Here is a 12,872-nt window from a genome sequence, read left to right on the forward strand (position 1 = left end):
TAATTATTTCTTTTTTTCCATTAACATAGTTAAATGCATACAACTAAACAATACAGAGTTGGACGTGCTAGATTTTTCCCAATCCTCTTTGTGCCACTTTTGTCCTATTTTTGCTTTCCATTTTTCAGAAAAAGGCAACACAGACAACAAAGCCATCCATTTTGATTTACCCAAAAGCCCATGTCTTTCTATAATTGCAAAAGCCTCTTCATACTGATAATACACTTTTTTGGTAAATGGCCACTCCCAAGCGGCATCGGATTGAAATGGACGGTATAGTAATCGGATTAGTTTTATGGGCAAACTCGTTTGCAATGGATCATAACTTATAATTTGTCCTTTGGGTGCTAATTTTTCATTGAGCTTATCAACTAGCATTTCTGTATTTTCAAAATGATGCAAAACTCCGTAGGCATAGATTAAATCAAAATCCTTTTCTTTGAACTCCGATGATAAAAAATCAATAGCTAAAGCACTAGCATTGGGAAAAGCGATTAAACGCTGACGCAGTTTTTCAATAGCCACATCACTCAAATCGATTCCGATGTATACTTTTGAATGCTCAGCCAAGTACATTGACCAATAATTTCCAGAAAAACATCCTAAATCTAAAACTCTTTTCGAACTCAAATCACCAAACCATTCCTTATGTTTAAGATAAGCCTGATCTTGTATACCAACACCTTTTTTTATCCTATTCAAAGTACCATTTCTAAATTTAGACCAAATCTGAGTGATCCAATTTTTCTTTTTAGTATTGTAAAATTCAGCTTGCTTTTTATTTATTGCTACGGTTGATTCTATAGTTTTCATTACTTCTCTTTTGGTTTATTAAAAATCAAACTCCACCATCCCATCATTCTTCCACAAGCTTCAGTAAAAGCCTTTTCACGTTGGTTTGAAGTAAAGGTATTGCTAAATCGAATGAAAGTCAATAATAAAGTAATCGCATGCCATTTCAATTGGTGTTTTAACAAGGGGTTTGGATTCTTTATCCTCCATACATACCAACCATTTCGCACAACCATTTTGCCATAATGGAATTGATTGGGACGGCCTGATCCTGCATGATAATGGTTCAATGTAGCCGCTGTATTCAGGTATAATTTGCCTGTTGTAGCAACTCGCAAACAAAAATCTGCATCTTCATACAAGCCATAGCCTTCAAAATAAGTGGAAAATTGATGTGTTTCAAACACCTTTTTAGTAAAAGAAGAAACACCCCCCATCAATTGTTCTACTTCATAAATTTTGCCACTTGGAGGTAAAAAGCCTACACTTCTTCCGTGTGAATACAAAGAAGAAAATCCTGGCGAACAATCACTATCTAATCCTAACTTTTTCCTTAAAACAAATCGACTTCCGTCTTTTCTTTTCCATCCATCAAAACAAAACTCATCTATTAGAGGCTTATAATTAGTATCTATAGGTTCCCACTTGGTTTCGTTATGAATGTACCCGCCTACTCCTAGCGCATCTGGATATTTTTGATAAGTGTTTAGTAATTGCTCAAAATAATCGGTTGACAAAACCGTATCATCATCCAAAAAGCAAACGATTTCACTATCCGCACTTATCATATTGATTCCAAAATTGCGTTGCTTGGTCAAACCTCTTTGTTCTTTGGGCACTAAAAAATAGCATACGTTTTGGAAATGATTTTGCTCCAAAATAACTTGGGTTGCCTCGTTAGTTGACCCGTCAATAATCAGAATTTCATCGGGATACAAAGTTTGCTCCTGAACCGACTGCAACAATTGCAACAAAGGCTTCGGACGCTGGTAGGTACAAATTATTAAACTAAATTTCATTTATTTTTCTTAATTGATTAGCCCAAAAAACGCTTCTATCCCATTGCCTTTTCATCTTCCTTAGGTATATAAAAGGGTTTCTAGTTTTTTGCATCTTATAAAATTTGAAAAACAAAACTGTTTTATAGCCTAAAATCTGCTCTTGAGTATTGTGTTTTTGCTTAACATACATAATTGTTGGCGAAGGCTTGGGCTGTATAGCTTCCTTATGCCAATGCAGCACAGGTTGGGTTCGAAAACCTCCCATAGGCGCTTTAAGATGCACTATATTTAGGTCAGGGAAATAAATCACATCTACGCCTATTTTCCTGAGCTGCAATCCAAAATCAGTATCCTCACCATAACCATACTCCAAAGCTTTGTCAAAAGAAACCTTCCGTAATAGTTCTGCTTTTATAAAACTGTTACCTGAACCAAATATCCCTGTTTGATGAACACTAAAATACTGTAATTTTTCGTAGGGCTGTAAGTATGATGTTGTAATACATTTTTCGCCATACTTTTTAATGTTCTCTATAGTTTTTTTTAATAAGTCCTCTTCAAACCTATTGTCATCATCATTCAAAAAAACCCACTCACTATCCACTTTAGACAATGCCAGATTCCTCGCATTACAAGCTCCCGCTTGATGGGTAAATATGTGTTTGATTTTGAATGGCCAGTTTTCATTTTTTAAATAATCCAATTCAGACATACTTCCCTCCATCGGATTTTGTTCCACTATGATTACCCGCTTAGGCAAGTGGGTCTGTCGTGATAAATCCTTTAGTACATCATACAAATAGGCCTTCCTACCTATCGTAGGAATAATAACATCAATTGTGGCTTCTTGTACCACTTCTCTATTTGAATGAACAACAATACTATCCAAAGAAATTGCACTATTATTTCTCTTTCTATAAAACAGTACCTTCAAAAAAGCAAAAATCGGCAATCGTTTTTCGTATACCATCAAATTGAGCAACAACAAAAACATCCAACTCGTTTTATAGTGTTGGTATACGAATTGAAATAGCGTGAAAATAGTTGCTTTATTTTGAGGGCACTCAGGAAAATTTTTAAACAATTTAGGCTCCGAATAACATAATAAACCCAATGGCATTCCCAATTTTGCCATACTATTTAAAAAATAATCAAAATTACGACGCTCCTTAATTTTTTCTTTAAATCGAACTAGTACAGAAGCGTGCATCCCTCCAATAATACTACTCATTTGCCAAGTAGGATAGCTCACTCGTTTATTCACATTTATAAATGGAGACTCCTCTACATAACCAATTTCGCTTCCTAAATAAATCTGAATAGAAGGAGAAAATGATGCCATAATTTTGTTATGGTGCAATACCTTTGGAAATTCATTCCAGTTCACAAACTTTTCACAATCTTGATGACACCAAGCTATTTTTTTATCAGGAAATTGCATTGCAATATGCATCAGCACCCAAGCTATTGACTTTGAATCATCAAAATCAATTACTTCTAGATTATCCGATGTAACCCGAGTAACTTGTCTGGTATTGTGGTAGATAACAATCACTATTTACTAATTATAGATTCATAAAAATCGACATTTTGTAGTGCAATTTTTTTTATGTCAAATACATTTTCAATAGTACATCGCGCTGAAATACCAATATTCTTTCTCAATTCAATATCTTCCAATAATTCGTTAATTCTATCTGCAAATAAATTGTGATCTTTAGGATCTACTAAAAAACCACTTTTACCGTCATCAATCATTTCTTTGGCCCAACCAATATTGGAAGCGACAATCGGTGTATGCATCGCCATTGACTCCAACCAAGAAACTGGAAAGGCCTCTGCAAATGAAGGAAAAACACATAGCGTAGCCTCGGCTATTTTAGCTTTTATTTCGGCATACGGAATACTTCCTAAATACATCACTTTCTCCTTAGCTTGCTTCGAAAATAATACTTGCATCATTTGCCAAGTAGAAGGGTTTCCGGTAGTAATATCAGGAACATCTTTGCCTACCAAAACCAATTTTGTTTTAGGATTCTTTTCAATAACCTTATTAAAGATCAAGGGCAATTCCAACAACCCTTTTTTTCGAATAATACTTCCGAAATACAATATGCTTTTTTCTTCATTTGAATTTTCAGCATTAGCACTAAACAAATGCGTATCAATCGGATTTGGAATAATTGTGATTTTTTTATCCAACCCAAAAACAGCTTTGGTAACATCGGCTGTATATTGACTTACCGATAGTAATCCATCAGCATTTTGTAACCCTCTTTTTTCATGAAATTTATTAATCCATTTCACTGGGCGTTTATCTAAATGACAAAAATAAGTATCAGATCCATGTAATCGAATTACAATTGGACATTTCTTGGGTGTAATAAAGGAAGTGATTCCAGTCCAATCAGGTGCTTCAACCAAATCAATTTCTTTTGAATCATACAATTGATTAATTATTCTTTGAATCTTTTTTCGAGTCAACCACCATGATAATCCTTTACACTTTATGTTTTTTATTTGTTGAATACAAATACCCTCATCCTCAAAAATAGCATCTTCCCTTTGCCCATAAACTAGTACTCGCACTTTACATTTTTGAGCCAAAAGACCAATCGCCAAATTTTTAATACTTGTGCCAATACCACCAGAGTGGCCCGTATTGGGGTGAGGATATTCTGGAGTTAAAAAAGCTATATTCATTTTTTCGTTAATCACGTTTAAAACTGATACAATTACTTGTGAGGGGTATTAAAAAAATCCTTTAAAATTCTAGCTGTAAACAACCTAGCTCCAGCATCATTGAGATGTCCACAAGATGAAAAATAACGATCTTCTGAAACTACCTTTTCATAATTATGGATTTCTGGATATAGTTTTTTCACTTTATCAAAATAATCCATTCCTTTGGTGTTTCCACACATAGGAGTCATTACAGCAATAAAGTTAATTCCTTTTTGTTCGCAAAGCTGTTTGATTTCATAATAATATTGGTTCTTTTTCAAGGGGTTCAAATTCGCAATATTATTTTTCATATTGGCATTCGGTTTCTTGCCCAAAGGATAGTAGCCTTTGTTATCTAACAAACTCGTAGGTTTCTTTTTAGCAGTATCCCAAACCTCACGAACTCCTATTTTGGCATCGTATTTCACATAACGGTAAAAAGGAATATAATACAACTCCATATAATCGGATTCCTTTTCAAAATGTCTTCTTATGGTTTCGGATTCGTGGAGGAATGGCAAGAATTTCGCCGATATTCCTTCCGCTTGATGGTCGTTCGACAAATTCAAATCGGCTTCTAAAATGACGTTTTTAATTTGATAATTGCGTTCAATCATCAATTTCAACAACAAGGAAGCTTCAAACAAATGGCCGCCACTCATCCCGTAATTAAACGTTTTCAGCCCTTTGTCTTCAAACATTTGTGACACAAAATGATTGTTCGCTCTGGATGACCCTAAAATGACCACATCATACTTTTCGTCTTTGGAATTGAAGACTTTTTCAATTTTCCCTCTATTCGAGGATTGCAAAAAAACTTTAGTATAGCCAAAATCCAATACCACAGCGATAAACACTGTAAGTAATCCTATTTTTAATGTGTATAGTAAAAATTGTTTCATTTGTGATTCTTGTGATTCTATCTTATTCTTATGTTACTTTATGCTCTATGTCAGGTCGAGCGCAGTCGAGACCCTACTATATACTCAAATTTATTTCTAATAAAGCAATCTCGACTCCGCTCGATTTAATAACAAAAACTCTTGCCTCAAACTGTCAGGTCGAGCGCAGTCGAGACCCTACTGTATACTCAAATTTCTTTATAATGAAGCAATCTCGACTGCGCTCGATTTGACAACAAAACTCTCAACTCAAACTGTCAGGTCGAGCGCAGTCGAGACCCACTTTATACTCAAATTTCTTTATAATAAAGCAATCTCGACTGCGCTCGATTTGACAACAAAAACTCTCAACTCAAACTGTCAGGTCGAGCGCAGTCGAGCCCCTACTTTATACTCAAATTTCTTTCTAATAAAGCAATCTCGACTGCGCTCAATTTGACAACAAATGATCTCAAATCAAACTGTCAGGTCGAGCGCAGTTGAGACCCTTTACTCAAACTCTTCTCCCTTATTAGGATCATATTTATAATGAGTAGCATTTCTACATTCTGATAAATTTTGCAACCTATCAAAATTGCCATCAATCAAAGCTTGCTTTTTTAATCTACTCCACTTCTTAATTTTTTTCTCAAACTCAATTGCCTGATTAGGATCCATAAACTCTTGACAAAAAACCAATTTTACTGGTCTTCTAGAATGTGTATATGCATCTGGGTATTTACCTGCATTATGTTCATTCAATCTTCTGTCCATATCCGAGGTGACTCCCACATACAAGGAAGCATCCTTACACTCCAAAATATAAACATAGTAGAATTTCATAATTTATATTTTAAAAATCATCTTGACTGCGCTCGATTTGACCACAAAACTCTCAACTCAAACTGTCAGGTCGAGCGCAGTCGAGACCCACTTTATACTCAAATTTCTTTATAATAAAGCAATCTCGACTGCGCTCGATTTGACAACAAAAACTCTCAACTCAAACTGTCAGGTCGAGCGCAGTCGAGCCCCTACTTTATACTCAAATTTCTTTCTAATAAAGCAATCTCGACTGCGCTCAATTTGACAACAAAACTCTCAACTCAAACTGTCAGGTCGAGCGCAGTTGAGACCCTACTGTATACTCAAATTTATTTCTAATAAAGCAATCTCGACTGCGCTCGATTTGACAACAAAACTCTCAACTCAAACTGTCAGGTCGAGCGCAGTCGAGACCCTTTAAATAGCAATTTTTCTTTATAAACAACAATCTCACTGCGCTCGATTTGACAACAAAACTCTCAACTCAAACTGTCAAGTCGAGCGCAGTCGAGACCCCTTTAAATAGCAATTTTCCTTTATAAACAACAATCTCGACTGCGCTCGATTTGACAACTAATTAAATCATATCTCTCTGTCACGTCGAGCGCAGTCGAGACGCTTTATTCTTAAAACTGAAAATAAATAAACTCCTTATAATCCGAAAAAGTCCCTAAAGCCATAATGGCTGCAATAGCTAAACCAAATTTAAGAAGACTATAGCGCCCTGATAAGGGCTCTACTCGGTTTCTGTTGTTCCATTCTACCACTACAAAAACACCAATTAAAAGGAGTATTTCGTAATTGTACCTTTCGTTTGACAAATACTGCGAACTAAAATCTCCGTTGATGACCATTTGCTTTAAATACAAAACCGCATCGGTTATGGATTTTGCTCTAAAAAAGACCCAAGCAATTGTACTTAAAGTAAAAGTCAAAAGAATGTTCCAAATGGTTTGTATTCCTTTCCAGTCGTAGCTCCATAACACAGGGCCGGTATTGTTCCTGTTTTTTTGCAATACCAATAAAGGTAGAAAGTAAATGGCATTTAATAATCCCCAAACCACATAGGTCCAATTGGCACCGTGCCAAAAGCCACTCACTAAGAAAATAATAAAGGTATTGCGAATCTTGTACCACATTCCACCTTGACTGCCTCCAAGCGGAATATATAAATAATCCCTGAACCAAGAGGACAACGAAATGTGCCAACGTCTCCAGAACTCGGCGATATCTCTTGAAAAATAGGGATAATTGAAGTTTTTCAATAAATCAATTCCAAACAGTTTTGACATCCCTAAAGCCATATCGGAATAGCCTGAAAAATCACCATAAATTTGAAATGCAAAATAAATAGCTCCCAGCATCAAGGATAACGAATTCATTGAGGGATAGTTATCAAAAACTGCATTCGCATAAGTAGCGCAGGTATCCGCAATGACTACTTTTTTGACCAATCCCCAAACGAATTGAGCAAGGCCTTCTTTAGCTTTTTCTAAATCGAAGGTTCGTTGTACTTTGACCTGAGGCAACAAATGAGTGGCTCTTTCGATTGGTCCTGCCACCAACAGGGGAAAATAACTCACAAATAAAGAATAATCGACAAAGTTATACTCCGCTTTGATGCGCTTGTAATAAATATCAATGACGTAGGATAAGCCATGAAAGGTGTAAAAAGAAATTCCAACAGGAAGAATCACATCCAGAAGTAGTGGACTCGCTTTAAACCCAAGAGAAGTAAACAATTGAGCAAACGAATTCGAGAAGAAATTGAAGTATTTAAAAACCCCTAAAAATCCCAAGTTGACAATAACACTAAGCCAAAACCAAAACTTTCGTCCTTTTTCATTGGTGCTTTTTTCAATTTGAATACCTGTATAATAATCCAAAAAAGTAGAAAACACTAACAGGAATAAAAACCGCCAATCCCAGCAGGAATAGAAGTAATAGCTAGCAAGTATAAGTAAAGCATTTTGAGTGTTTTTGGTTTTATTGAAAACAAACCAGTACAAAAAAAACACTAAGGGAAGGAAAATGGCAAAAGCCAAAGAATTGAAAAACATACTTTATATTAAAATTCACTCAAAATAAAAATCAAACACGAATAGTATGAATACTAATAAATAAATGATTTAAATCAAAAAACACGGATTGCACAGATTACACAAATTTTAAAAACTAGTAATGAGAATGGCTTTGTTTATTTTTTTGATACTACTCGCTTTTTTTAAGTGCAAAGAAACGCATTATTCTTTAGAAATGATAGTTTTTATGGCTTTCCAAATTCGTTGAGAAGCTACTTGCGGTGGCTGTTGATTGATTACTTCAAACCATTTTTGGGCATTTTCGATTATTGACGAAGGTGTTGTGATTCCTTTTTCGATGATTGCCGAGATTTCATTTGGACTATTGATCCATAAAACAGCTTCTTTGTTGGGCATGGAACAAAAATGAACATATTGGTATATTTTTTTAACCGACCAATCGGTAATTATCTTTTGGTCAACATCGTAATTGATAAAAGCACACGGTTTGTGATGCGCCACATAATCAAATACCATAGAAGAACCCAAATTGACAACCATTTCCGTATGCTCAATGGTTACATTTTGTAGCGCAATATCATCAGGCGTAGGCAATATCGTATTCCAACCTTCTCCGATTCGTTCCCAAAGAGGAACAATTGGAGCAATTACATCTTTATAGTCTTCCAAGACTTTATCATAACGAGTAGAGAAATCAACTGGACAACGTCTAAAAACAACACCTAGTGCATGCCCTTTTTGATTCAATTCACGAACAGCTATAGCCACATCTTCTAAATATTTGGGATCATCAGGACAAGTAGTCACATCATCACCCGAGTAGCAGATGTATCTTTTATTTAAATCTAAGTGGTACTGTTTACAAAAATCTTCTTTAGACAGTATCTTGGCCTTATCAAAATGCGACTCAAACTGTGGAGTGCCAGTGATGAAAACTTGCGATACTTTGATATAAGGATAATACATTAGCAATTCCTTTTTCATCAAATCACTCCATACAAAATAATAATCCGTTTCGACTACCATTGTGGCTTTGGGCAAATTATCCCAAGAGAAAATAAAGGTGGCTGTCGGAATACCCAATTCTTCTGCCGCCAACAAAGGAGCAATAGCCGTCATCGGACGCTGATTGGTACAAAACACAAGGGCAGGTCGTTCCTTTTGTAAGGTTTCCAAACACTGATGATAATAAAAGGTTTTACGCTCTTTCTGTTTGATTATTTTCCGAATACGAGTTAATCCATATTGAGAAGAATGCGTAAAAGTCATTAATTGAGTAACACTGCTCTTAATCGCCTTTTTTACAGTATTGTACGAAAAAGGGAAACGATAGGTGTCATAAACGCGGTCTTTAGTCCTTCGAATATTCAGGTTTAACTCTATTTGCTTGCGAGCATTCTTATAGGTCTCGGTTAGAGGATGGGATTTAGAATTTCCGATTTTAATTTCGGTAAAACCAAGTGTCTTTAAATCAAATGGGGTGTTATTCCAAAACACGAGGTCGAAATTTTCTTTTTCTCCGATAGTATGAAATTCAGAATAGGCAAAATTTCGAAGTCCAATACCGTCAGGCAATAAGATTACTATTTTTGGTTTTGTTGTCAATTGTTTGTTTTTGTTTTATTCCACTCTTTTTGAGGTATACCTTTTTCCGAGTTCCAAACCCTCAAAAGGTTTAAAAGTTATCTCTAAACTGTTTCTGATGATTGCTATTCCAAAGCGTTGTTTCCTTAAGACATTCCAAAAACAACTGTGCGCTGTTCCCTTGTCCAAAATCTGAATTCCCGACGTTTACTTTATGAACATCGATAGTAGTAAGTGCTGCCAAAATAGACGCTGATTGATAATCAACATGAAGGATATCCGCATGAACCGCTCTGTTTTGTTGACGAGTTCCTATATTGATAATCGGAATTCCGTAATAAGGTGCCTCTCGAATCCCTGCACTGCTGTTGCCTATAATGAATTGACTATTTTTCAACAAGGTCAGAAAATATTCAAAACGCAAAGAAGGTATGATGCGGAATCTGGGATTGTCTTTCAAAGCTTCGTAAGCTTTTAAAACCAATCGGCTGCCTAAATCATTATTTGGATAGACCACCAAATAATTATGACGATCAGCAAGCAAGGCACCAACGAAGTTCTGGGCATAGGCTTCCATCTGATCAATCTCGGTAGTTACAGGATGAAACATGGCAATGGCATATGCTTCAAAATCCAATTGATAATAGCTTTTAGCAACGGCTAGATCCGGAAGTTGCTCCGAAAACATAATATCAATATCAGGCGAACCGATAGTAAAAATAGATTCCTTGATTTCGCCCATCTGCTGTAATCTCTGTGCTGCCTCAGTGTTGGAAACAAAATGAATATGGCTCAATTTACTCACACTGTGGCGAATCAATTCATCTACTGTGCCCGACACCTCTCCGCCTTCAATGTGTGCTACCAAAATATTATTCAAAGAACCTACAATCGCTCCCGCCAAAGTCTCTACTCGATCCCCATGAACGACGATTAAATCGGGTTGTATTTCTTTTACATACCCTGACAAGCCTTCTATGGTTTTTGCCAAAGTCAAATCCATAGTCGTTTCATGGGTGTGATTTGAAAAAGTATGAATGTGGCTAAAACCACAACGTTCAATCTCTAATAAAGTATAGCCGTATTCCTCCTGCAAATGCATACCCGTCACAAAAACAAAAACTTCAAATTCAGGATGTAATTCCAGAATTGAAATCAATGATTTTATTTTACCAAAATCGGCACGAGTACCCGTTAGAAATACGATTTTTTTCATTTACTTATTGAATGTGAGACATGATTTTGACTCATCCTTTAAAGGGGGTGTTCAAATTTATGGCTTTGTTCTGACTCAACTTTTCAATTGAACACACCCTAACCCCTCTATAGAGGAGATTCGTGAGTGCTAAATTAGCTATTTTGGTCAATAATGATGAGATGTAATTTTTAAATTTTGATAATTAAGTTTTAAGTCCACTCATAAAATCAAAGATGCAACGATTCCTTAATAAAAGATAAAAAAGGAATTAGAGGAGGTTGGGAGGTAAATGTATAAAATATTACTATTAATACTCGTTTGGTGAAATTATTTTTACCACATAGACACATAGAATTTGTAGTTTTTTTAAGAGAAAAAATAGACGTTTTACTATCCACATAGCTTATCTATGTGAGAAATAGTGCTATTTCTGTTTTTTCTCTGTAGACTTGCTTTAATCTATGATTCTAGCCTGCACTGAGGCATCGAAGTGTGGTTAATTCTTTATTTTAATTTACATTTCAACCAACGAGTTGTTATTATTTAAAATACACCCCTAACTCCTCTAACTCCAGTTACTATTTTTTTTTTTTGGAGTCGTTGAATCTACGATTTCAAGAGAGGAATGCGCCAATGTTAACATTAACATTTAAGGCTTTATAAGTCATTCTTCTATTCCGTTCAGCTGATTATTTGCACTCCTAACTCCCCTCTAGAGAGGGGCTGGGGGTGTGTTATCTAATATCCTCCCAACTCAACTGTTCATCATTTGCAATAACTCGAGTCGCTTTTTTACCTATTAACGATTCAAAGTGTTCCGCCAAAATGGCACCAGTACCAGGGCGTTTTACCCAAATATTCTGTTTGGTAAATAGTTCTCCTTCTTTGATATCCGAAATAGCACAAACGGTAGCAAAAGCAAAATCAATAGTCACTTGCTCTTCTTGGGCAGGAGCTTTAACACCGCCTCGCATTTGCCAAATTTCATTCGAACTAACAATCAATTCTTTGGTAGTTGCCTCATCCATACTACATACAATATCGGGTCCGGTGCGCTGCATGTGATCCGTAAAATGGCGTTCTAAAATACTAGCTCCCAAAGCGACTGCTCCCAAACAGGCATTGTTATTCAGTGTATGATCGCTTAATCCAAATACTTTATCTGGAAAAGCGTTATGCATTTGCGTCATGGCTCCAAATCGAACCAAATGTATAGGTGTAGGATACAAATTGGTGGTATGCAACAAAGCCACTGGTACTTGATGACGGTCAAAAATAGCCACCGCTTTGCAAATACTTTCAATAGTATTCATTCCGGTACTCAAAATAACTGGTTTGCCAAAAGAAGCAATATGTTCCAAAAGCGGATAATTATTGCACTCTCCTGATCCAATTTTATAAGCGGGTATATCGAATTTTTTCAATCGTTCGGCAGCGGCTCGAGAGAAAGGAGTTGAGATAAAAATCATCCCCTTACTTTCTACATACTTTTTCAATTCCAATTCGTCTGCTTCATTCAACGAGCAACGCTCCATAATTTCGTAGATAGAAACATCGGCATTTCCTGGAATTACATTCTTGGCTGCTCCTGCCATTTCATCTTCGACGATATGGGTCTGGTGTTTCACTACTTCCACTCCAGCTCGTTGAGCAGCATCTACCATTGCTTTGGCTACTTCCAATGACCCTTCGTGGTTTATGCCAATTTCGGCAATCACCAAAGGTGGATAATCTGGGCCTATTTTTCTACTTGCTATTTCTATAAATGGATTCATAAAATGAGTTATGAGTTATGCCTCTCGACTGCGCTCGAGGTGACAAATAT

Annotated in this window: 10 protein-coding genes; all 10 read right to left on the bottom strand. The window is 36.0% G+C overall.

All coding sequences use genetic code 11. The annotated features are described in order from the left end of the window. Positions 1-3 precede the first annotated feature (3 nt). The 10 genes from FLAVO9AF_RS07635 to FLAVO9AF_RS07680 all read right to left on the bottom strand — a co-directional run bounded on the left by FLAVO9AF_RS07635 (position 4) and on the right by FLAVO9AF_RS07680 (position 12,822). Positions 4-813, bottom strand: coding sequence for a bifunctional 2-polyprenyl-6-hydroxyphenol methylase/3-demethylubiquinol 3-O-methyltransferase UbiG (locus FLAVO9AF_RS07635; protein WP_159686628.1), 810 nt, complete (start codon positions 811-813; stop codon positions 4-6). Next, positions 813-1,811 carry a glycosyltransferase family 2 protein gene (locus tag FLAVO9AF_RS07640; RefSeq protein ID WP_159686631.1) on the bottom strand — a complete coding sequence of 333 codons (999 nt, stop codon included), beginning with the start codon at positions 1,809-1,811 and terminating at the stop codon, positions 813-815. The genes FLAVO9AF_RS07635 and FLAVO9AF_RS07640 overlap by 1 nt, the downstream gene beginning before the upstream one ends. Then, the gene (locus tag FLAVO9AF_RS07645) at positions 1,801-3,348 is read right to left on the bottom strand and encodes a glycosyltransferase family 2 protein (RefSeq protein ID WP_159686634.1); all 1,548 of its coding nucleotides are present in this window, start codon (positions 3,346-3,348) and stop codon (positions 1,801-1,803) included. Before FLAVO9AF_RS07645 ends, FLAVO9AF_RS07640 begins: the two co-directional genes overlap by 11 nt. Then, positions 3,348-4,496 (bottom strand): glycosyltransferase family 4 protein, encoded by a 1,149-nt coding sequence (locus FLAVO9AF_RS07650; RefSeq protein ID WP_159686637.1) that lies wholly within the window; start codon positions 4,494-4,496, stop codon positions 3,348-3,350. The genes FLAVO9AF_RS07645 and FLAVO9AF_RS07650 overlap by 1 nt, the downstream gene beginning before the upstream one ends. Before the next feature lie 32 nt (positions 4,497-4,528). After that, positions 4,529-5,419 carry a hypothetical protein gene (locus tag FLAVO9AF_RS07655; RefSeq protein WP_159686640.1) on the bottom strand — a complete coding sequence of 297 codons (891 nt, stop codon included), beginning with the start codon at positions 5,417-5,419 and terminating at the stop codon, positions 4,529-4,531. Positions 5,420-5,908: 489 nt separating this feature from the next. Further along, positions 5,909-6,241, bottom strand: coding sequence for a GIY-YIG nuclease family protein (locus FLAVO9AF_RS07660; RefSeq protein WP_159686643.1), 333 nt, complete (start codon positions 6,239-6,241; stop codon positions 5,909-5,911). 608 nt (positions 6,242-6,849) lie between these two features. After that, positions 6,850-8,283, bottom strand: a complete 1,434-nt coding sequence (locus FLAVO9AF_RS07665) for an MBOAT family protein (protein WP_159686646.1) — start codon at positions 8,281-8,283, stop codon at positions 6,850-6,852. Between the two features lie 183 nt (positions 8,284-8,466). Next, positions 8,467-9,870, bottom strand: a complete 1,404-nt coding sequence (locus tag FLAVO9AF_RS07670) for a UDP-glycosyltransferase (protein ID WP_159686649.1) — start codon at positions 9,868-9,870, stop codon at positions 8,467-8,469. Between the two features lie 70 nt (positions 9,871-9,940). Then, a complete protein-coding gene (gene neuC, locus FLAVO9AF_RS07675) occupies positions 9,941-11,065 on the bottom strand; it encodes a UDP-N-acetylglucosamine 2-epimerase (RefSeq protein WP_159686652.1) in 1,125 nt (374 codons plus the stop codon). A 716-nt stretch (positions 11,066-11,781) separates the two neighbouring features. Next, positions 11,782-12,822: an N-acetylneuraminate synthase family protein gene (locus FLAVO9AF_RS07680; protein ID WP_159686655.1), complete on the bottom strand. Its 1,041-nt coding sequence runs from the start codon at positions 12,820-12,822 to the stop codon at positions 11,782-11,784. Positions 12,823-12,872: the final 50 nt, after the last annotated feature.

This window comes from Flavobacterium sp. 9R (assembly GCF_902506345.1).
Taxonomy (GTDB): domain Bacteria; phylum Bacteroidota; class Bacteroidia; order Flavobacteriales; family Flavobacteriaceae; genus Flavobacterium.

What these genes read in the sequence shown, in the direction of transcription:
- FLAVO9AF_RS07640 (WP_159686631.1), bottom strand. Translation starts at nt 1,811, where the DNA reads ATGAAATTTAGTTTAATAATTTGTACCTACCAGCGTCCGAAGCCTTTG.
- FLAVO9AF_RS07635 (WP_159686628.1), bottom strand. Translation starts at nt 813, where the DNA reads ATGAAAACTATAGAATCAACCGTAGCAATAAATAAAAAGCAAGCTGAA.
- FLAVO9AF_RS07655 (WP_159686640.1), bottom strand. Translation starts at nt 5,419, where the DNA reads ATGAAACAATTTTTACTATACACATTAAAAATAGGATTACTTACAGTG.
- neuC (WP_159686652.1), bottom strand. Translation starts at nt 11,065, where the DNA reads ATGAAAAAAATCGTATTTCTAACGGGTACTCGTGCCGATTTTGGTAAA.
- FLAVO9AF_RS07665 (WP_159686646.1), bottom strand. Translation starts at nt 8,283, where the DNA reads ATGTTTTTCAATTCTTTGGCTTTTGCCATTTTCCTTCCCTTAGTGTTT.
- FLAVO9AF_RS07650 (WP_159686637.1), bottom strand. Translation starts at nt 4,496, where the DNA reads ATGAATATAGCTTTTTTAACTCCAGAATATCCTCACCCCAATACGGGC.
- FLAVO9AF_RS07660 (WP_159686643.1), bottom strand. Translation starts at nt 6,241, where the DNA reads ATGAAATTCTACTATGTTTATATTTTGGAGTGTAAGGATGCTTCCTTG.
- FLAVO9AF_RS07680 (WP_159686655.1), bottom strand. Translation starts at nt 12,822, where the DNA reads ATGAATCCATTTATAGAAATAGCAAGTAGAAAAATAGGCCCAGATTAT.